Here is a 20,363-nt window from a genome sequence, read left to right as displayed (position 1 = left end):
TCAACGCGCCGTCTGCGCCAACATAAATCAAATATCGCGATATCAAATCAGAGGGAGCGCTGCACGCTCGAGAACTGACTCACCGTGGCACAGCAACCGATCCGTCTCCCACGTCAGCGCTTCCAGCGCTTACTCCGTCCGGCAACGATGTCCACGCCCGGGCTGTAGTAGTAGATCGGGTCCGTGTCGGGTAGTCGAAATCCGTTCGCGGTAAGTAGCGTGTTCGTTTCGACGTCGGCGGTTGCCGGGTAGAGCGTCCACGGCTCGTGGTCGACCTCGGTGTATCGCAGCGAACCGTCGGGTGCCTCGGTGTAGAATCGATATCGCTCGAGGAGGAACCGAGCCAGCGGGTCGTCCGTCGCCGTGAACGGCTCCCCCGCAGGGCCGTACGTGGCGTCGTAGGCCGCGGGTCGCGCGCCGGGATGGCGTCGCCGACTCGAGAAGTCCACGCAGCCGTCCTCGGTTCGGGCGAGCGAAATCCGCGCGTAGTAGTACGGGAGGTGCTGGAAGCAACGCGCGCCGATCACGCTCGCTACTCCCGCCGCATCGAGGCTGAAGAAGTAGACCCCCGGCTCGCCGTCGCAGGTGACGTACGTCCGGAGGTTGAGTTCGGGCAGCGGGACGCCCAGCCGCGAGGGGAACCCTCGCGGGCGAAGCGCGACGTTGGTAAAGGGGACGACCGAGAGCCACCCGAAGCCGTCGTGTTCGTCGACGGCGAGTCGGTCGGGGAGGTGTGCATCGAGCAGGTCCGCATCGACCGGCCAGTTCTCGAACAGCAAGTTCCGCCACCCCATTTCCAGCGGGAGTACCATACGGCCCTATTGTTCACTCGGCTGATACCCGTTTCCGTTCCGCGGTTCGTGAACTGGTAAGACTCCTCGGTGGGGCTCGAGTGCTTTCACAGTGGTCAGTCACCGGATGACAGATTGGGCGGAAAGGACTGCGAGCGGACCGCGAGATCAGGGGTCGCTCGAGGCCGGAAACCTAGATCTCGCCCATGTTCTCCTGTTTTCGCATCAGGTAGAGGAAGTACGGGCCGCCGATGAGACCGGTGATGATTCCGACGGGGAGCTGGACGGGGTTCAGCGCGAGGCGCGCGCCCACGTCAGCGCCGACCAGCAACGCGGGGCCGACGAACAGACAGCCGACGAGGAGCCGCTTCGTGTCTCCGCCGACGATGTTCCGAACCATGTGGGGCACGATCAGCCCGACGAAGCTGACGAGGCCGGCGACGGCGATCGCGGCGGCCGTCGACAGGATCGCGATGCCGGCGACGAGAAACCGGACTCGCTCGACGGACATCCCAAGCGATCGGGCGGTCTTCTCCCCCAGCAGGAGGATATCGAGCTGTCGCGTGACGGCAAGCGCCAACACGAGCGCGAGGATCGTAAACGGAAGCGCGATGCGGACCTGTTCCCAGTCGGTTCCCAGCAGCGACCCCGACAGCCACGTCTGGGCCGCCATCGCGATCCCCAGATCGTCGATGAAGAAGAACAGGGCGCGCTGGACGGAGCCGAACACGGAGCCGACGATGACGCCGGCGAGGACGAGCCGGATCGGGCTGGTCCCGTTCTTCCACGCGATAGCGTAGACGAGGAGGAAAGCGAAGGCCCCACCGGCGGCCGCGAGCACCGGGAGCCACGACACCAGCCCCGAGAACATCGTCAGGGTCAGCAAGACGACGAGTCCAGCGCCGTCGCTGATGCCGAGGATGTAGGGACTGGCGAGTTCGTTTCGAGTGACAATCTGGAATATCGCACCCGAAATCGCGAGGTTCGCACCGACCAGGATCCCCACGAGGATCCGTGGCAGACGGATATTCCAGACGATGAGTTGCTGGGCCGTGAGCCAGTCCGGGATCTCACCGCCGAGGAGGAACGCCCGCCAGACTCCGACGTGAAAGATCACCTGCGGATCGAACACGGTCCGCCACGCCTCGCTCAGCGTCAGCGGGTACGCGCCGAAGCTCACCTGCAGGAGCGTCGCAGCGAGGAGCACGCCGAGGCTACCGAGGATCAACGAGACCAGTCTCGAATCGACCCACGAGACGGCCCAGTCGTCCGTCTCTGCCCCCTTCTCTCGAGTCGCCGAGGAGCCCGCCATCGCCCGGCTAGAACTCCCCGTTGATGAGATCCGCAAGCTCCTCTCGGTCGAAGAGCCGTTCGTCCTCGGGCACGTCGCTGACCGCGCCCGGCCACTCGCCGAACCGGTCCGGGAAGACCTGCTTTGCGAGCGCCTCCGTCGAATAGAGGTCGACGATCGGTCCCATGTACTGGCCGCCGGTTCGGACGACGTTCCCGTTCTGGACCGCGCTCAGCTTCTGTCCGTTCGTATCGTTCTCGAACGGTTCGACGACCGTCGAGACGAACTCCTCGTGGGTGAGCGACGTGAGGCCGCCGACAGCGCCGATGTAGTCGGGATCGACGTCGAGGAGTTCCTCGTAGCCGATCGGCCCGTCGGGGACGCGGCCCTCGAAGTCGTCTCGGAGCCCGAGTTCCCGGTAGGTTCTGGTGTTGTTCGCGGCCGCATTGATCTCGGCGATGCGGAACTCCCCGGAGTCGGGGTTGACCCCGCGCCAAATTGCGGCGACCGACGGCCGCTCGTCCTCGGGCGGCAGGTTCTGCTGAATGCCTTCGATGAAGTCGTCGTAAAAGGACTGCCACGCCTCGAACTGCGCTTGGCGCTGGAAAATCGCCGCGGCTTTCTCAAACGCGCCGTAGAGGTCGTAGGCCGGTTCCTCGCCGCCAGTGAGCGAATCCGACTGGAAGCGGATCGTCGTCCCGAGGAACGGTCCGGCGGCGTCCTCGATCTCCGCGATATCGTCGTCGCTCCAGTTGGCGTAGAACTTCAGTGCCTGCGGATCGATGAGGTGAACGTCGACGTCCGCGGTGTAGAAGTTCTCCTTGTCGTAGCCCTCCTCGGCGTCGCCCGCGAGCAGCGTGACCGCGTCCTGATCGAGGGAGACATCGGGCAGCAGGTCGTAGTACTTCAGCGGCGCGCGGTCGAAACTCGCGACCGCGTCGGGTTCGATTCCGAACGCCATCCCGATGTCGAGCCAGACGCTCGGAATGGCCGCATAGGTCTCCGGTATCGACTCGAACGTGTAGCTGCCGTTCGGTTCGACTGTCACGGTGTATGGATCGACGGCCGCGTTCTCGGACTCGTCTGCATCGGTAGTCGGATCCCCAGTACACCCTGCAACCGTCGCCGCGACGAGGCTCGCGCCGCTCGCGAGCACCGTCCGTCTCTGTGGCATGTTTTTAGGCATGCCTAAGAATACCTTAGTGATTTCCCGCGTTCGATGTTACACGCCGTGTTACGCGTAACGTAGTGTGTACCACGGGAACGAAAAGACGCGAGACGGACGCGTCCACTGGTGTAATTCGATCAGCGAAAGAACGACAACGGCGGCGAGAACGAGAAGCGAGACGACGAGACGGTGAGATGGCGTACAGCGGCCGGAGCGACGACACCGACGCGTCTCAGGCGTGGGAATCGACCGGTTCGACACCGGAGCGATACTGCTCGAGCGGCACTGCCGCGGTTCGTTTCTCGCGGAACAGGGCCTCGGCCCAGTCGACGACGGCGGGATGCGTGCTCTCGACGACGCGGAACCCGCCGTTCTCGTCGGTGACCGAGAGGAAGACTCGCTCGCCGTCGATGATGTCGACGTTACAGGGGAATCGCTCGTCGGCGCTGTAGTACACCGGCCGCGCGCTCTCGGCCTCGATCGCCCGCCACCGGTCGACGAGGTCCGGGTCCTCCACGTTGACCGCGGTCGCGTCCCTGTCGAAGACGACCTCGGCCTCGGCGGCGTCCCCGGCGCGGACCGACTCGGCGTGGGTGTACATCGGCAGACTCGCAAAGGAACTGACGGCCGCTCGGACGGTTGTGGCGCGGCCGACGGCGTTCGCGATGACCCGCATTCCGGACAGGGGATCGGCGCTGTCGGTCGCGACGGTATCGCAGTCGGCCAGACAGCGGAGTTCGAAGCCGAACCACTCGGTCGGGAGCGCGTCGAGCACCTCGGGACAGCGCTGTCCGACGGTGATCGTCTCGAGCAGTCGCTCGAAGTCGTCGTACACGGCTGCGCCCGTGTCCGTGATCGCGTACCGGTCGTCGGCGTGATCGCGTTCGATCCAGCCGCGGTCGGTCAGGTCGCCGAGGATCCGGCTGAGCGTGACACGCGTCACGTCGGTCCCCGATAGCAGAGTCTCACGTGTCCGCGGTCCGCTCGAGAGGAGTTCCAACACGCGAACTCTGTGCGCTGATCGCGCGAGAAACGCCGCTCCCTCGATGGCATCGGCCATCGGCTCGTCCCCCACCTGCTGTAGTGCTCCCGCACTTGCGTTCTCGCTCGTCATCGTCACTTGGTATCGGCCCTTGTTTAGGCTGGCCTAAAGTGTGTCGTTTGCTTCGGAGACGGTCAGGGCTCTCGAGGGATGGTCGCCTTGAACACGATCGTTCCCGTAGCCACAAACATGGTTGGGAATGCCACACATAGACTCGACGGCGTCGGCGTCTGGGGCGGTGGTATCACCGGTGGACTGATCGCCGGAATCGCCATGGGACTAGTCCTCCACCTCGGCGGCAACCAGATCGAGTTGTTGGGCGGACTCGCAGCGGAGCCCGGGACGGCGGTCGGCGTCGGCTGGGCGATCCACCTGCTGATCAGTATCGCGTTCGGACTGCTGTTCGCCGCCCTGGCCTCGCGGCGGGCGGTCCAGCAACTGGTGGGCGAGTTCAGCGACTACGTCGTCCTGGGGCTCGTCTTCGGTGCGGTCCTCGGGCTCTTCGCCGGCGGCGTCCTGTTCCCGCTGGCGATGGAGGGGGCCGGCGTGGCGGCGTTACCGCTGCCGTTCCTCCCGATCGCGGGACCCGCGGCGGAACTGGTCAGCGCGCTCTTGTTCGGTCTCGGCCACCTCGTCTACGGGCTGGTCCTGGGGTCCGTCTTCGCGACGATCAACGGAGTGACGCCCGGCAGCGTGCGCGATTTTGTCGCGGTGCGGTGACCAGCAGTCAGCCGCGGTCGAGCGACCCCATCGGGAACAGCTAGCACGGCGTCTCACGGAGTTCGAAGCCCTTATACTCGAGAGTTGGGAAGGGTGAGTAGACTCGCTGGTTCGCGGGCATCAGCGGGCACCTGTACGGCACCGCCGCCACAGGTCGGGATGTGATCCGCGGGGCTCGGCCCCGGTCGGGATTGAACCAGCAAACGCCCGCGGAGAATACAATGGCAGAAAGCTTCTATTCCCACATCAAGGACGCATGGAAGGACCCCGACGACGGCAAGCTCGGGGAACTGCAGTGGCAGCGAAAGCAGGAGTGGCGCGACCAGGGTGCGATCGTGCGGATCGATCGCCCGACGCGTCTCGACAAGGCACGCGAACTCGGCTACAAGGCCAAGCAGGGCATCGTCGTGACCCGGGTCTCGGTCCGGAAAGGGACCGCCCGGAAGCAGCGACACAAAGCCGGTCGGCGCTCGAAGCGCCAGGGTGTCAACCGCATCGGGCGGCGCAAGAACATCCAGCGCATCGGTGAGGAGCGCGTCTCCCGAAAGTACCCCAACATGCGGGTGCTCAACAGTTACTGGGTCGGAGAAGACGGCTCGCAGAAGTGGTTCGAAGCGATCCTCGTCGACCCGAACCACCCCGCGATCGAGAACGACGACGACCTCAACTGGATCTGCGACGACGACCACACGAACCGTGCGTTCCGTGGTCTCACCAACGCCGGCAAGGCAAACCGCGGTCTGAACAACCGCGGCAAGGGCGCGGAGAAGGTCCGACCGTCCAACAACGGCGGCCAGGGCCGCGCGAAGTAACGCGGGTCACCGCGACCGGATTTCACGCCGATTTTCTGCGGGCCGACTCGAGGCAGAGCGACTGCGCCGCGAGTTACCGAAGCGCCGCGGCCGACGTCGACCCGCCCCCGACGCGCTATCGCCGAGACGGGCACTAAGTGTGCGAGCGTGGTACCGTCCGTATGCCACGCTCCGAGGTCGCCACGTTCTCGGTCGATCGCGTCGAGATACTCGACGAAGACGGCCGCGTCGACGAGTCCCTCGAGCCCGATATCGACGACGAGCGGCTGCTCGAGTGGTATCGGACGATGAAGCGGTCGCGGCGACTCGACCGACGGATCATCGCGCTCCAGCGGCGGGGTGAACTGGGGACGTTCGCGCCCGCAACTGGACAGGAGGCCGCACAGGTCGGCAGCACCGCGGCCCTGAGCGAGACCGACTGGACGGTCCCCGCGTTCCGCGAGCATCCCTCGGCGCTGGCCCGCGGCGGTTCCGCACAGCCGATCATCGAGTACGCGATGGGCCTCGAGGAGGGCGGTGAGCCGCCCGCGGACGTGCCGATCATGCCGCCGTCGATCGCCGTCGGAACCCAGCCGCTCCACGCTGCGGGGATCGGCTGGGCGGAGTCGATGAACGACACCGAATCCGTCGCGCTTACCTACTTCGGGGACGGCGCGACCAGCGAGGGCGAGGTGTACGAGGCGATGAATCTGGCCGGCGTCTACGAGGCCCAGACGGTCTTTTTCTGCCAGAACAACCAGTACGCGATCTCGACGCCGCTCGAGAAACAGACCCGGGCGGCGACGCTCGCCCAGAAGGCCGTCGCCGCGGGCATCGAGCCGATTCAGGTCGACGGCAACGATATTCTCGGCGTCTACGCGGTCACGAAGGAGGCCAAAGAGCGCGCTCGCCGCGGCGTTCCGACGCTGATCGAGGCGACCACGTACCGGCGGGAGATGCACACCACCGCGGACGATCCCTCCGTCTACCGCACGACCGAGGAAGAAGAAGAGTGGGAGCCGCTGGACCCGATCTTGCGGTTCGAGCGCTACCTCCGCGAGCGCGGCGTGCTCGACGACGAGACGATCGACTCGATCGAGGCCGGGATCGAAACCGATCTCGAGGCGGCCCTCGAGCGCGCCCGGGAGACCGAGGCGAACGCCGACCCAGTCGACATGTTCGATACCGCGTACGCGGAGCGACCGCCCTATCTCGAGCGCCAGCGCGAGGCGTTCGTCGCGGACGAGGGGTATACGGTCGCACCCGCGACGGGGAGTCAGCGCAGCGACGGCGGGTCCTCGACGGCCGACGTGGATGCCGGCGACGCGGACGGGTCCGGCAGTGCCGACGACCTCACCGACGCGGACCTCGAGAGTGCCGACCGGCTGAACATGGTCGAGGCGATCCGGGAGACCCTGCACGCCGAACTCGAGCGGGACGACGATGTGCTCGTCTACGGGCAGGACGTCGGCGTCGACGGCGGCGTCTTCCGGGCGACACAGGGACTCCTCGACGCCTTCCCGGGACGGGTCCACGACGCGCCAGTCGCGGAGGCGGGCATCGTCGGCCTCGGCGTCGGACTCTCGGCGGCGGGGTATCGGCCGGTCGCCGAGATCCAGTTCGCCGGGTTCACCTTTCAGGCGTTCGACCAGATCCACCAGCACCTCTCGCGGATGCGCGCTCGATCGCGCGGCGAAATTACCTGCCCGATGGTGATCCGCGCCCCCTACGGGCTCGGTGTCTCGGCCCTCGAGCACCACTCCGAGAGCTACGAGGCGGGCTACGCCCACATTCCCGGGCTGAAAGTCGCAATTCCCTCGACCGCCCGAGATGCGGCCGGGCTGCTCCGATCGGCCGTGCGGAGCCCCGATCCGGTCCTCTTCCTCGAGCCGATGATGCTCTACCGGGCGGCCCGCCGACCGGTCCCCGAGGAGACGGTCGTCCCACTAGGCGAGGCGCGCGTGGTTGACTCGGGGACCGACGCCACCGTCGTCGCGTGGGGCGCGATGGTCCCCGAGGTCGAGGACGCGGTCGACGATCTCGCGGCCGATATCGAGGTGATCGACCTGCGGACGATCAGCCCGATGGACACCGAGACCGTCCTCGAGTCGGTCCGGAAGACCGGCCGGTGTGTCGTCGTCCACGAGGCCCCGCGAACGGGCGGGTTCGCCGGCGAAATCGCGGCTCGCATCTCGGACGAGGCGGTCTGGTACATCGAAGCACCCATCGAGCGGGTGACTGGGTACGACGTTCCCGTTCCCCTCCCGGCCCGCGAGGACGCCTATCGGCCGGACCGGAACCGGATTCGGGCGGCGATCGAGCGGGTGCTCGCCGCGTAGCTCCCGCCGGCTCGGAGTCGGAGGTGGACTTATTTCATCGGCCAGTGAAGTGGTGTGTATGGCACGACACGTTCTCGTCGCGGTCGACGACTCGAAACAGTCGACCGAGGCGCTCGAGTTCGCATGTACGGAGTATCCGGAGGCGACGATCACCGCGATCTACGCCCTCGATCCGGGCGAGTTCTACGCGGTCAGCGGCGTCGAGGGAACCGCGATGGCCAACTACGACGAGATACAGGGCCGCCACGAGGAGCGGGCCGAGGAGATCCTCGAGACGGCGCGCGAACAGGCGGCCGAACACGGCGTCGACCTCGAGACGGAACACGTCGTCGGCGGCGTCTCGCGGTCGATCGTCGATTATGCCGCCGAGAACGGCGTCGACCACATCGTCGTCGGCAGCCACGGGCGGACGGGCGCGAGCCGGATCCTGCTGGGCAGCGTCGCGGAGACGATCGCCCGCCGCTCGCCGGTTCCGGTGACGATCGTTCGGTAGACGGCCGGTCGCCGGCGGCGACGCAATCGCCGTGGCCCAGTTCGATTATACGCTCGCGTTTTTTGGAGACGGAAAAACAGAACAGCAGTCGCTGGGCGGTCGAGTGACGCGCCGCGGAAAAACGGAGCCGAAATCGATCAGACCGAGACGGTCCGGCCTTCCCGTTCGCTCTCGGGCGGGCGGACGTCGAGGTCGGCTTTCAGGGCCTCGATCGCCTCCTCGGGATCGGTCTCGGAGTCGAAGACCCGATCGAATCCCATCTCCCGGAACGTCTTCCGGGTCTGCTCGAAGTCGTCCTGTCCGACGGCGAGGTTGCCGCCGATATAGGTCGTGACCTCGAGGTCGGAGTCGGCGATCCGCTGGTGGAAGCCCTCGCAGTCCTGTTTGGCGTGTCCGTAGAGCGATGAGACGAGTACAGCCTCGGCGTCGTTGGCGGACGCGGCTTCGACGAACTCCTCCTGGGAGCTCTGGACCCCCAGGTTGACGACGTCGAATCCGGCTGCCTCCAGCGCCTGTTCGAGGATGGTGATCCCGACGACGTGTGCGTCGGACCCGATCACGCCGAGGATGACTGTCTCAGTCATGTGCGTACCACCACAAACCGCGGGGAGCACCATAAACCTAATGATTAATAATTTGGTAATGGTTCACACGGTTTCCGTCCTGCGAATATATGACGAATTTTGGCGTCTACGGCGGTCGATAAACACCTGTTTACTCTCGGTGAGAATCGTCAGTCGGACGTTTCGTCGGAGGAGATGGCTCGAGTCGAACGGGCAGCCGATCAGACGCTCGTGAGTGCGCCGACCGGTGCGTCGGTGTGGTCGCGGGCGCGTCGGATGCCGTCCTCGCCGGCCGCGATGAGGGCGAAGACCCCGGCGACGTCGGCCTCGGCGGTGTGAGCGATGTCGAGGAGGAGTTCCTGGGTCTCGCCCGAACGGATGAGGTCGTCGACGACGAGGACCGATTCGCCGGGATCGATCGCGGAGGCAGGCAGATAGTAGGTGAGTTCGATCCCCGACTGCAGGCGCTGGCGGGCCTCGATGAACTCCTCGACGGCGGTCTCCTTGCTCTTTTTCGCGTAGGCACAGCGGACGCCGTAGTAGCTCGCGAGCGCGGCCGCGAGCGTGATTCCGTCCGTCGCGGCGGTGAGGACGACGTCCGGCCGGTCGAAGTCGAACCCGTTCGCTACCACCGGCGCGGCCAGGTCGAGGAAGGGCTGGTCGAAGACCGTCGCGCTGTTGTCGACATAGCCCTCGTCGTCGACGCGGATCCGCGCCTCGAGTTCCTCGCTCAACGCCGCCCGGCCGAGGTCGTCGACGACCTCGCGGGCGCGCTCGGTTCCGGGCAGGACGTGCCCGTTGACATACCGGTTGAGATCGCCCGCCGGAAGCCCCGTCGTTTCGGCGAGTTCGTCGTAGGTCCGCGTCTCCTTTAACATCCGCAACACGTCGACGGCCCGTAGCTGGAGGGCCGCCTTCTCGGCTCTGTTCATACTAGTATGCACGATTCCGCAACTATGGGTATTACGATCGGATTCGAATCCGGAATCAGCACGAACGTGGCTCGCTCGAGCGAGCCAGCGGTACGCGCCTCGTTAGCCGGTGGGTGCGTCGCGCTCGCCGGTCGTCCCTTCCCGCCCGTAGCGACGGACCAATCGACGCATGACCCGCGCCTGTGCCTTCTGGAGGAGCGTCGCGGCCGTACTCGAGGCACAACCCAGCCGTTCGGCAACGGCCTCGACGCCCGCCTCGCGGGGGACCTCGTAGTAGCCGGCGGCGACGGCGGCTTCGACCGCCTCGAGTTGGCGGTCGGTCAGGTCGCCAGTCAGCGGCGCGTGCCGGCGGTCGTACTCCCCGATCGCGCGAACGGTAACGTCGATCTCGTCGGGGAGCCCCGCGAGCATCGCCCGCAGGTCGTCGCCGGCGCCGACGATCGTCATGTAGAACGCGGCCTCGGAATCGTAGATCACGGGCGGCACGATGACGAGATCGAGCGCGGCGAACGAGTCCCGCCAGCGGACGTCCTCCTCGCGGGTCTCCTGACAGATGTAGACGTAGAACGAGTCGTTGTCGATCGGCGTCAGGTCGTACCAGCGGACCGAATCGACGGCCTCGATGGCGTCGATGTACGCCTCCCGGTCGGCCTCGGCGTAGAACAGTTCGTACTCGCAGTCGCCGACGGGCCCGAGGATATTCCACGCACGCAGTTCCTCGTAGCGGACCGCATCTCCGTCGCGGATGAACCGCTGCATGGGATGGAGCATCCAGTCGGGCTGGCGGAGCCGGACATCGAGGTACTTCATCGGCGGTGAGTCGAAGACTAAGCCGATCGCATATAAATACCCTAGTGTGTCCGTGAGAAGCGACAGATCAATCGCCGGCTGAGAGAGACGTATGACGACGCTCGATCCGTTCCGTCCGCCGATGGTCGGTCCACGACACCTGCGACTGCTCGAGTCACCGTCGCAGACGGCGGTGATGCACCGATGACCGCTGTGCTGACGAGTGCCGTGTTCGCCGCGGGCGTCGGCCTCGCACTCGCGAACCTCACGGGAATCGTCGCCAGCGCGCTGGGCCTGCTCGAGTACTGGCCACCGGGCGAACGGGACTGGACCTACTACGCCCACTGGGGGATCTCGCACTCGCTCAACGCCGTCGTTCTCGCGCTCACCTATCTCAGTTGGAACGGCCTCGGCCTGCCGCGGGGCCCGTCGCTGGCTGCGGGTGCCGTGCTGTTCGTGGCCGGCTACGCCGTCGCCATCGCGGCCGGGCTGGACCTCGGCGTCGAGGAGACGAAGGGGCTCGCGGGCGACCTGCGAACCGGCGGCTGGTACCGCTACTCGCGGAATCCCCAGTACGTCGGCTACATCGTCGCGACGGTGGGGTTCGCGCTGGTGGCGAACTCCGCGCCCGTGGCCGTCGTCTGCGCGATCTACCTCGGCTGGTGGCTCTCGTTACCGTTCGCCGAGGAGCCGTGGTTGCGCGAGCGGTACGGCGAGGAGTACGAGCGCTACGTCGAACGGGTCCCGCGGTTCGTCGGGGTACGAACGATTCGTGCAATCGTCGCCGAACCAGAAAATCGGTCGGTCGCCGGCGACTGAGGGGCGACGTCAGTCCTGCAGGAAGTCCGGCTGGGTCCGCTGTTCCTCGATTTCGCTCTCGAGGTGCGCGCGGAACTCGTCGATTTCGACGTCGTACTCCTGATCTTCGAAGCGGTCCCGGACGGAGATGTTGCCGTCGTCCTCCTCGTTGTCGCCGACGATGATCTGGTACGGCACGCGGTCGTCGTGGGCCGCGCGGATCTTCCGCTCGAGGGTGGAGTCGCGACCGTCGACCTCGACACGGAAGTCGTCGAACTCGTTTGCTACGCGGTGGGCGTAGCCGAGGTTATCGTCGGAGATCGGCAGCACGCGGACCTGTTCGGGCGCGAGCCAGAGCGGGAACCGGCCCTCGTAGTGCTCGATGAGCATCATGAAGAACCGCTCGTAGCTGCCGTAGAGCGCGCGGTGGATCATGACCGGGCGGTGTTCCTCGTTGTCCTCGCCGACGTAGTTCAGGTCGAACCGCTCGGGCATGTTGAAGTCCAGCTGTACGGTGGGGCCGTCCCACGAGCGGCCGATGGCGTCCTCGAACGCGAAGTCGATCTTCGGGCCGTAGAACGCGCCGTCACCTTCCTCGACCTCGTAGTCGTGGGCGCGGTTCTCGAGGACGTTCTCGAGTTGCTCCTCGGCGCGGTCCCAGATCTCGTCGGAGCCGACCGACTTCTCGGGCCGGGTGGCAAGCGCCATCTCGTACTCGAGGTCGAACGTCTCGAGGACGTCGGTGATCATGTCCATGATCTCCTCGACCTCCTGTCGGATCTGGTCGGGCCGGATGAACAGGTGGCCGTCGTCGATCGTGAAGGCCCAGACTCGCGAGAGCCCGGAGAGTTCGCCGCGTTGCTCTTTGCGGTAGACCTTGCCGTTCTCGGCGTAGCGGATCGGGAGGTCCCGATAGCTCCACGAGTGGTCCTGGAAGATGGCGGCGTGGCCGGGACAGTTCATTGGCTTCAGGCCGAACTCGTCGTCGCCGACGTCGAAGATGAACATGTCGTCCTGATAGTTCTCGTAGTGGCCCGACCGGTGCCAGAGGTCCGTCTTGAAGACGTGGGGCGTCTCGACGTAGTCGTAGCCCGCGTCCTCGTTGAGGTCTTTGACGAAGTCCTCGAGTTCCGAGAGGACGGTCTTCCCGGAGGGGTGATACAGCGGCAGTCCGGGCCCGGTCACGTCCTGAATCGAGAAGAGGTCCATCTCGTTGCCGATCCGGCGGTGATCGCGCTTCTCGGCCTCCTGCTTGCGCTCTAAGAACGCCTCGAGGTCGCTCTCGTCTTCGAAGGCGGTCCCGTAGATCCGGGTCTGCATCGTGTTCTCCTCGTCGCCGCGCCAGTAGGCCCCCGCGATCTCGAGCAGTTCGATCGCGCCGATTTCGCCCGTCGAGTCGACGTGCGGGCCGGCACAGAGGTCCTCCCACTCGCCTTGCGTGTAGAACGTGACGGTGTCGTTGTCCTCGGCGAACTCCTCGAGCAGTTCGAGTTTGTACGGCTCATCGGCGAGGCGCTCCTCGGCCTCGTCGATCGAGACGACTTCGCGCTCGATGTCGTAGTCCGCCTCGATGATCGCCTCCATCTCGTCCTCGAGGTCGGCGAGGTCCTCCTCGTCGACGTCGAGGTCGTCGAAGTCGTAGTAGAAGCCCTCGTCCGTCGGCGGGCCGATCGCGAGTTTGACCGCGTCCTCGTCGAACAGCCGTTCGACCGCCTGTGCGAGACAGTGCGCCGCCGAGTGGCGCATGACCTCGAGGTACTCCTCGCTGCCGTCGGTGATGATCTCGAGTTCGGCACCGTCGTAGACCGGCTCCTCCTTGGCGACGAGGTCGCCGTCGAGTTTGCCGGCGACGGTGTCGCTTCCGAGGCCGGGCCCGATCTCGTAGGCGCAGTCCTCGACGGTGGCGTCGGCATCGACCGCGAGTTCCGAACCGTCGGGCAGTACGACCGCTATTCCGTCCTGTGAGTCTGATTCTGACATTGGTTGTGTAGGTGTGACGTGGGTGGTGCTGGAGACGCCGCTGATCGGTGTCTGCGACGAGACGGGGGTAGGTAGGTGTTAGAAGCGGGCAAACGCCCGTGTAAAGCGGAGTGGCGATCCCGACGTGGGTTTGCGATCCGCTTCATCGATTTCGGCGTTACCTACCGCCATAGGACCCGCTACCCGTGGGTGGCGAATAAAGATTGCGACTCGAACACCAGGAGATGTCACCGTCGGGCGGGTCTCGCGGGACCGACCGGTAGCGACGCCGTCAGCGACGGGCCGGCACACTGATCTTCGCCGGCGGGCCGAGGTCCCGACGACCGGCGATGAACTCGAGCAGGGGACGGAGTTCGTCGAACCGCGGGCCGGTGGTCACGAGGTCGTCCGCGGGCCGCCACTCGACGAAGCCGTAGTCGTCGAGTTCCGGGAGGTGAACGTGGCGTTGCCGGAGCAGCGCCTCGTCCGTCCCCGGGATCGGGTGGGAACCCGAGAGTCGCTCGGCGAGCAGGCCCTCGTTGGCGTCGGCGATCTCGCTGTCGGGCCGGGTCAGCGCCGGCACGCGTTTGCGGTCGCGGTCGAGCAACTCGACCAGCAACCGCCGTCGGTAGCCGTCCGCGAGCGCGTCGAACGCGTCGTCGACGGTCGTCTCACTGGTTTCGATCGGGTCGACGGTATTGCTCATGGGAGAACCCCTCTCCACCGAGATACGTCGCCGCTCTCCTTAAACCAGCGACATTTTCACGGCTCACTGCTGTTTTGAGGAAGCGAGTGACAGTGTCTCACTTGTTCTTGAGCAGGTCGCTCGCGGTCACCAGCGACTCCATCTCGATACCCACGTCCTCGACGTTCTCGCGGCCGCCCTCCTCGCGGTCGACGACGACCAGCGCGCGCTCGACGGTCGCGCCCGCCTCCCGGAGGGCCTCGACGGCCTCGACCAGACTCGTCCCCGTCGTCACGATGTCCTCGACGACGACGACCTCCTCGCCGTCCTCGAGTCGGCCCTCGATCAGGTTGCCGGTGCCGTACTCCTTGCGCTGTTTGCGCGCGATGACGTAGGGGACGCCGGCCGCGACGCTCGTCGCGGCGGCCAGTGGCACCCCACCCAGCGCGACGCCGCCGAGTTTGTCGTCGCCTGCGAGGCGGTCGGCGAAGGCCGCCGAGATGGCCTCGAGGCAGTCCGGATCGGTCTCGAAGAGGTACTTGTCGACGTAGTACTCGCTGGTGCCGCCGTGGGAGAGTTCGAACTCGCCGAACTGGACGGCGTCGGCGTCGCGGAGGGCGTCGATGAGTGCCTGATTCGTCATTGCTCGAGAGAGCGCACCGAACCGAAATAAGCGGTGTGGAACGGGACCGACGAAAACGGCGCGCTCAAATCATATCCGCGGGAGCGGATCCGCCTGCACCTGACAGCGACTCGGAGGGGATCGCCCGACTGCGGCGCGCCGGAAGCGTGCCGGTACGGGTACCTTTTTTGTCCGGACGACGAGTCTGTGTCACAATGACATCGAAGCGCGCGGCGGAGCCCCACCCCGACGTACAGGCGTTTCTCGAGCTCTACGACTCGCTCGACGCGCCGGCGTTCAGCGAAAGCACGCCCGAAGAGGCGCGGCGGAATCTCGAGGAGATGCGCGCGACCGACGATCCCGACATCGAACTCGCGAGCGTCGAGGACCACACCATCGACGGGCCACACGGCGACCTCGCGATCCGGCGCTACGACCCCGGCACCGAGGGCGCGGACCGGCCCGTGATCTTGTACGTCCACGGCGGCGGTTGGGTCATCGGGAGCGTCGACACCCACGACGGCGTCTGTCGGAAGTTGGCGGCCGAGTCGGGTTATCCCGTCGTCAGCGTCGACTACGGGCTCGCGCCGGAGCACCCCTTCCCGGAGGGACTCGAGGACTGTTATGCCGCCCTCGAGTGGGTCGCGGAGAGCGCCGACGAGCGACGCGCGTCTCCGGACGAGATCGTCGTGGCCGGCGACAGCGCGGGCGGCAGTCTCGCGGCGGGGCTGTCGCTGCTCGTTCGGGATCGGGGCGGTCCGGACATCGCGTATCAGTTGCTGATCTACCCTAGCGCCGGCGATGCGACCGTGACCGAGGCCTACGAACGGAACAAGGAGGGGTACTTCCTCACGGCGGACGACATGGCGTGGTTCCGCAGCCACTACTTCGAGAGCGAGATCGACATGGGCAACGTCTACGCCTTCCCCCTGCTCGCGGACGACCTCTCGGGGCTGCCGCCTGCGACGGTCATCACCGCCGGCTTCGACCCGCTGCGCGACGTCGGCGCGGACTACGCCGACCGGCTTGCGGACGCGGGCGTTCCCGTCGAGTACCACAACTACGATGACATGATCCACGGCTTCTTCAGCATGATTTCCGATCCCGTGAATCTGGATCGGGCCCACGAAGCCCACGACGCCGCCGTTTCGGATCTGCACGCGGCGCTCGAGTAGCGACGAGACAAGACGATATCACCACGCGCCGGTCCCCGCGAAGGTTCAGAACGGGAGCGGTCGGCTCGAGCGGCGGGCTACCACGGCTCGTTTTTCAGTCCGAGCTTGTATGCGATCATGTTCGTCGTCACGTGGAGGATCGGCGTGAGAACCACGACGACGAGGATGACCTCGAGCGTGAACCACTCGCGGAACCACTCGAAGTCGAGCAGGGCGACCAGCGGGAGCGAGACGACGACGAAGTCCAACTGATCGAGGCCGGGGAACATCGCGCCGCGCTGGCGGCCGGTGCGTCGCTTGAGGAAGGACGCGAGGATGTCGCCGAGCATTGCGCCGCCGGCGAGTCCGAGCGCGGCGAGCGGGGTGAACTCCGGAACGGCGAATCCGAGCGCGCTGCCGACGCCGTCGGCGAGGACCGTCAACACGGCCGCGAGTGCAAGGCCCGCCGTGATACCCATCGCCGTGCCGCGCCACGTCTTACCGTCGCCGAGAACGCGCTTCGCGCCCCACGTCCGCCCGCCGTCGATCGGCCGGCCGCCGCCGGCCAGCACCGCGGCGTTGTTCGGGACGTAGGCAGGCAACATCGCCCAGAACGCGATCACGATAGTCTCGAGTACTGCCATATTCGCCGGGACGAACCCGCGTGTCTTAACCGGCGGTGGTTCGGTCGAGCAGTTTCGCGGTACTCGAGTCGGATCGCCACTGACCGGGCAGAGGGACGCTGCCGGCCGTTCTCGAGGCTGATGGTACCATCATACACAGTATCTGTATCCAATATACACGAAAAGTTTTTAGCACTCCTGGTCGATGCTCGTCGTAGACACCCTGTTACCATGCCACGAGAGCATATCTTCGACGAGGCCGAGTACGAGCGGCGGGTCGCTCGGACGAAAGAGCGGTTGCGCGAGGAGGACCTCGACGCGATCGTCGTCGCCGATCCGGCGAACATGAACTACCTCACAGGGTACGACGGCTGGTCGTTCTACGTCCATCAGGCCGTGGTCGTCACGCCAGACCGGGACGAACCCGTCTGGATCGGCCGCGACATGGACGGCGGCGGCGCGCGGGCGACGACCCACCTCGGCGACGACAGCATTCGCGCCTACAGCGACGACCACGTCCACTCGCCCCACGACCTCCACCCGATGGACTACGTCGCGGGCGTCCTCGAGGAACTCGAGGTCGAAGACGGCCGGATCGGCCTCGAGATGGACGCCGCCTACTTCACCGCGAAGTCCTACACGCGCCTGCAGGAGAACCTTCCCGAGGCCGAGTTCGAGGACGCGACGCTGCTGGTCGGCTGGGTCCGGATCAAGAAGTCCGAGCAGGAACTCGAGTACATGCGCGAGGCCGCTCGGATCTCGGAGAACGCGATGCGGGCGGGCCTCGACGTCATCGAGGAAGGCGTTCCGGAGTACGAGGCCGCGGCCGCGATCTACGAGCAACTGATCACGGGCACCGAGGAGTACGGCGGCGACTACCCCTCGATCGTTCCGCTGATGCCCTCGGGCGACCACACCGGCACGCCGCATCTCACGTGGACCGACCGCGAGTTCGAGGACGGCGATCCGGTCATCATCGAACTCTCGGGCTGTCGCCATCGGTATCACTCCCCGCTCGCTCGCACGACGTTCGTCGGCGACCCGCCCGCGGAACTCCAGGAGACCGCCGATATCGTCGTCGAGGGGCTCGAGGCGGCGCTCGACGCCGCCGAACCCGGCGTTACCTGCGAGTCGGTCGAGGAAGCGTGGCGCGAGACCATCGCCCAGTACGGCCTCGAGAAGGAGGACCGAATCGGCTACTCGATGGGACTGGGCTACCCGCCGGACTGGGGCGAGCACACCGCGAGCATCCGGCCCGGCGACCAGACGGTCCTCGAGGAGGACATGACGTTCCACATGATTCCGGGCATCTGGACGGACGAGATCGGCATGGAGATCAGCGAGACGTTCCACGTCACCGGTAGCGGCGCGGAGACGCTGGCCGACTTCCCGCGGGAGCTGTTCACGACGTAACGCGGCCTACCCCGACCATGGTATGGCTCAGATACTAGCGTCTGGAACCCGACTATCACACGATGACCACACCACCATCCACAACGGAGAGCGAACCGGCGGACGAGCCCGACTCCGCGCTGGTCACCGCCCGCCGCCAGTTGGAACGAGCCGCGACCCACGTCGACGTCGACCCCGGCGTCGTCGAGCGCCTGAAACACCCGACGCGGGTCCAGCAGGTGTCGGTCCCCCTCGAGCGCGACGACGGTGCGGTCGAGGTCTTCACCGGCTATCGGGCCCAACACGACGACGTGCGCGGCCCCTACAAGGGCGGCCTGCGCTACCACCCCGAGGTCAGCGCCGAGGAATGTACCGGGCTCTCGATGTGGATGACCTGGAAGTGCGCCGTGATGGATTTGCCCTTCGGCGGCGGGAAAGGCGGCATCGCCGTCGATCCCAAGTCGCTGACCGACGACGAGACCGAGCGGCTCACCCGCCGGTTCGCCGAGGAACTGCGCGACGCGGTCGGGCCGAAAAAAGACGTTCCCGCACCGGACATGGGGACCGACGCCCAGACGATGGCGTGGTTCATGGACGCCTACTCGATGCAACAGGGCGAGACGATTCCCGGCGTCGTCACCGGGAAACCGCCGGTCATCGGCGGCTCCTACGGCCGCGAGGAAGCTCCCGGCCGGTCGACCGCCATCGTCACGCGGGAGGCCGTCAAGTACTACGACCGCGAACTCTCCGAGACGACCGTCGCCGTCCAAGGGTTCGGCAGCGTCGGCGCGAACGCCGCTCGCCTGCTCGAGGAGTGGGGCGCAACCGTCGTTGCTGTCTCGGACGTTAACGGCGCGATCTACGACTCCGAGGGAATCGATGTCGAGGAGATTCCCGCCCACGACGAGGAGCCCGAAGCGGTCACCCGCTTTGCGTCCGAGATCGCCGACGCGGACAGCGTCGAACAGCTCTCGAACGAGGACCTCCTCGAGTTAGACATCGACGTGCTCATTCCGGCCGCGGTCGGCAACGTCATCACGGCGGACAACGCCGACGCGATCGCGGCCGATATCGTCGTCGAAGGCGCGAACGGCCCGACCACCTTCGCCGCCGACACCATCCTCGAGGAGCGGGACGTGCAGGTGATTCCGGACATCCTCGCGAACGCGGGCGGGGTCACCGTCTCCTACTTCGAGTGGCTGCAGGACATCAACCGCCGTCAGTGGTCCCTCGAGCGGGTCAACGAGGAACTCGAGGAGCACATGCTCGAAGCGTGGGACGCCGTTCAAGCGCAGGTCGACGCCGAGGGGCTGACGTGGCGCGACGCCGCCTACGTGGTGGCGCTGTCCCGGATCGCGGAGGCCAAGGAGACGCGCGGGCTCTGGCCCTGATCGAACCCGACCGCCGGCGATTCGGACGGCGTCGACACGGCTGATCGTCGCTGGGGATTCGACTCGAGTCGACGTGGGCGATCGACGTCGATCGCGACCGGGAGAAGGGAAGGGCTCATGTCCCACCGGTCGCATGCTTCGAGTATGGCGTCGTGGAAGCGGGTGTTCGCGAGCGGGCTCATCCTCATCGGGCCGATACTCGTTACGCTGTACGTCGTCTACCGGGCCTACGCGATCGTGACCGGCGTCACGCCGACGCTCGTGCTCGACGAAACGGCGTTGAGCGGCCTGATCGCCCACGAACCGACCCGCATTCGCGTCGTCAGCGTCCTCCGGCTGATCGCCTCTCTGAGCTTCTTTTTCCTCGTGACCGTCGCGATTGGCGTCTTGACCCGAACGACGATCGGGGATCTCTTCGCGCGGAGCGTCGACGGGTTCGCGAACCGCGTCCCGGGGCTGCGCGTCGTCTACAACGCGTCGAAGGTCGCCGCCGAAACCACGCTCGGCGAGGAGCAGGCGCTGCAGGAACCGGTCAGGGTCGAAAGCTGGGACGGCGTCGAGATGACGGCGTTCAAGACCGGCCAGACGACCACCGACGGCCGGGTCGTGCTCTTCATTCCGACGGCACCGAACGTCACCTCCGGCTTCGTCGTCGAGGCCGAGGCGAGCCGCGTCACCGAAACCGATGATTCCGTCGAGGAAGCGCTCGCACGGATGCTAAGCGGCGGGTTCGGCGATACCAAACGCCCGGACGGAACGAGCCCGACCGTGCCCTTCGACACGTCTGACGACCGATCGGAAGAGACTGGGTGACAGTCCC

At 66.3% G+C, this 20,363-nt stretch carries 20 protein-coding genes and 1 pseudogene; 10 read left to right on the top strand and 11 right to left on the bottom strand.

Annotated elements, in window-relative coordinates:
• Positions 1 to 113: 113 nt before the first annotated feature.
• The 4 genes from C489_RS08765 to C489_RS08750 all read right to left on the bottom strand — a co-directional run bounded on the left by C489_RS08765 (position 114) and on the right by C489_RS08750 (position 4,364).
• Positions 114 to 812, bottom strand: a complete 699-nt coding sequence (locus tag C489_RS08765) for a YqjF family protein (RefSeq protein ID WP_006430856.1) — start codon at positions 810 to 812, stop codon at positions 114 to 116.
• 172 nt (positions 813 to 984) lie between these two features.
• The gene (locus tag C489_RS08760; protein ID WP_006430855.1) at positions 985 to 2,103 is read right to left on the bottom strand and encodes a FecCD family ABC transporter permease; all 1,119 of its coding nucleotides are present in this window, start codon (positions 2,101 to 2,103) and stop codon (positions 985 to 987) included.
• Positions 2,104 to 2,110: 7 nt separating this feature from the next.
• On the bottom strand, positions 2,111 to 3,256 hold the full coding sequence (locus C489_RS08755; protein ID WP_049890731.1) for an ABC transporter substrate-binding protein: 1,146 nt from the start codon (positions 3,254 to 3,256) through the stop codon (positions 2,111 to 2,113).
• A gap of 226 nt (positions 3,257 to 3,482) precedes the next feature.
• Entirely contained in the window at positions 3,483 to 4,364 is an 882-nt protein-coding gene (locus C489_RS08750) for a helix-turn-helix transcriptional regulator (protein ID WP_006430853.1), read from the bottom strand.
• Positions 4,365 to 4,481: 117 nt separating this feature from the next.
• Here C489_RS08750 and C489_RS08745 point away from each other — a divergent pair, with 117 nt between their 5' ends.
• The 5 genes and pseudogenes from C489_RS08745 to C489_RS08730 all read left to right on the top strand — a co-directional run bounded on the left by C489_RS08745 (position 4,482) and on the right by C489_RS08730 (position 8,635).
• Entirely contained in the window at positions 4,482 to 5,012 is a 531-nt protein-coding gene (locus C489_RS08745) for a hypothetical protein (protein ID WP_049890719.1), read from the top strand.
• Positions 5,013 to 5,233: 221 nt separating this feature from the next.
• Entirely contained in the window at positions 5,234 to 5,824 is a 591-nt protein-coding gene (locus C489_RS08740) for a 50S ribosomal protein L15e (RefSeq protein WP_006430851.1), read from the top strand.
• Between the two features lie 161 nt (positions 5,825 to 5,985).
• A pseudogene (gene pdhA / locus C489_RS23035) lies at positions 5,986 to 7,023 on the top strand (pyruvate dehydrogenase (acetyl-transferring) E1 component subunit alpha); the annotation flags it as partial.
• 171 nt (positions 7,024 to 7,194) lie between these two features.
• Complete coding sequence (locus tag C489_RS23030) at positions 7,195 to 8,142, top strand: alpha-ketoacid dehydrogenase subunit beta (RefSeq protein WP_239642046.1); 948 nt, start codon at positions 7,195 to 7,197, stop codon at positions 8,140 to 8,142.
• 58 nt (positions 8,143 to 8,200) lie between these two features.
• The gene (locus C489_RS08730) at positions 8,201 to 8,635 is read left to right on the top strand and encodes a universal stress protein (protein WP_006430849.1); all 435 of its coding nucleotides are present in this window, start codon (positions 8,201 to 8,203) and stop codon (positions 8,633 to 8,635) included.
• 137 nt (positions 8,636 to 8,772) lie between these two features.
• Here the strand turns inward: C489_RS08730 and glmS are convergent, their stop codons facing one another.
• The 3 genes from glmS to C489_RS08715 form a co-directional block, all read right to left on the bottom strand.
• Complete coding sequence (glmS, locus tag C489_RS08725; RefSeq protein ID WP_006430848.1) at positions 8,773 to 9,219, bottom strand: methylaspartate mutase subunit S; 447 nt, start codon at positions 9,217 to 9,219, stop codon at positions 8,773 to 8,775.
• A 200-nt stretch (positions 9,220 to 9,419) separates the two neighbouring features.
• On the bottom strand, positions 9,420 to 10,130 hold the full coding sequence (locus C489_RS08720) for a phosphoribosyltransferase family protein (protein ID WP_006430847.1): 711 nt from the start codon (positions 10,128 to 10,130) through the stop codon (positions 9,420 to 9,422).
• Between the two features lie 102 nt (positions 10,131 to 10,232).
• Positions 10,233 to 10,940: a helix-turn-helix domain-containing protein gene (locus C489_RS08715; RefSeq protein WP_006430846.1), complete on the bottom strand. Its 708-nt coding sequence runs from the start codon at positions 10,938 to 10,940 to the stop codon at positions 10,233 to 10,235.
• Between the two features lie 183 nt (positions 10,941 to 11,123).
• On the opposite strand from C489_RS08715, the gene C489_RS08710 reads away from it, so the two are divergent.
• The gene (locus tag C489_RS08710) at positions 11,124 to 11,738 is read left to right on the top strand and encodes a methyltransferase family protein (protein WP_006430845.1); all 615 of its coding nucleotides are present in this window, start codon (positions 11,124 to 11,126) and stop codon (positions 11,736 to 11,738) included.
• A 9-nt stretch (positions 11,739 to 11,747) separates the two neighbouring features.
• Here C489_RS08710 and thrS read toward each other — a convergent pair whose 3' ends face one another.
• From thrS to pyrE, 3 genes are all read right to left on the bottom strand, one after another.
• Positions 11,748 to 13,697 (bottom strand): threonine--tRNA ligase, encoded by a 1,950-nt coding sequence (thrS, locus tag C489_RS08705; protein WP_006430844.1) that lies wholly within the window; start codon positions 13,695 to 13,697, stop codon positions 11,748 to 11,750.
• Positions 13,698 to 13,968: 271 nt separating this feature from the next.
• The gene (locus C489_RS08700; protein ID WP_006430843.1) at positions 13,969 to 14,382 is read right to left on the bottom strand and encodes a hypothetical protein; all 414 of its coding nucleotides are present in this window, start codon (positions 14,380 to 14,382) and stop codon (positions 13,969 to 13,971) included.
• 97 nt (positions 14,383 to 14,479) lie between these two features.
• Positions 14,480 to 15,004 carry an orotate phosphoribosyltransferase gene (pyrE, locus tag C489_RS08695; protein WP_006430842.1) on the bottom strand — a complete coding sequence of 175 codons (525 nt, stop codon included), beginning with the start codon at positions 15,002 to 15,004 and terminating at the stop codon, positions 14,480 to 14,482.
• A gap of 194 nt (positions 15,005 to 15,198) precedes the next feature.
• On the opposite strand from pyrE, the gene C489_RS08690 reads away from it, so the two are divergent.
• Positions 15,199 to 16,158, top strand: coding sequence for an alpha/beta hydrolase (locus tag C489_RS08690; protein WP_006430841.1), 960 nt, complete (start codon positions 15,199 to 15,201; stop codon positions 16,156 to 16,158).
• Between the two features lie 77 nt (positions 16,159 to 16,235).
• Here the strand turns inward: C489_RS08690 and C489_RS08685 are convergent, their stop codons facing one another.
• Positions 16,236 to 16,781, bottom strand: a complete 546-nt coding sequence (locus C489_RS08685) for a CDP-2,3-bis-(O-geranylgeranyl)-sn-glycerol synthase (RefSeq protein ID WP_006430840.1) — start codon at positions 16,779 to 16,781, stop codon at positions 16,236 to 16,238.
• 210 nt (positions 16,782 to 16,991) lie between these two features.
• Between C489_RS08685 and C489_RS08680 the strand changes: the two genes are divergently transcribed.
• From C489_RS08680 to C489_RS08670, 3 genes are all read left to right on the top strand, one after another.
• Complete coding sequence (locus tag C489_RS08680; protein WP_006430839.1) at positions 16,992 to 18,173, top strand: M24 family metallopeptidase; 1,182 nt, start codon at positions 16,992 to 16,994, stop codon at positions 18,171 to 18,173.
• Positions 18,174 to 18,235: 62 nt separating this feature from the next.
• On the top strand, positions 18,236 to 19,543 hold the full coding sequence (gdhB, locus tag C489_RS08675; RefSeq protein WP_006430838.1) for a glutamate dehydrogenase GdhB: 1,308 nt from the start codon (positions 18,236 to 18,238) through the stop codon (positions 19,541 to 19,543).
• A 144-nt stretch (positions 19,544 to 19,687) separates the two neighbouring features.
• Positions 19,688 to 20,356, top strand: coding sequence for a DUF502 domain-containing protein (locus C489_RS08670; RefSeq protein WP_006430837.1), 669 nt, complete (start codon positions 19,688 to 19,690; stop codon positions 20,354 to 20,356).
• The last annotated feature ends 7 nt before the right edge of the window (positions 20,357 to 20,363 follow it).

Origin of the sequence: Natrinema versiforme JCM 10478 (genome assembly GCF_000337195.1) — an archaeon.
Taxonomy (GTDB): Archaea; Halobacteriota; Halobacteria; order Halobacteriales; family Natrialbaceae; genus Natrinema; species Natrinema versiforme.
The sequence above is the reverse complement of the archived record's forward strand: the minus strand, read 5'-3'. Positions and strand labels throughout refer to the sequence as shown.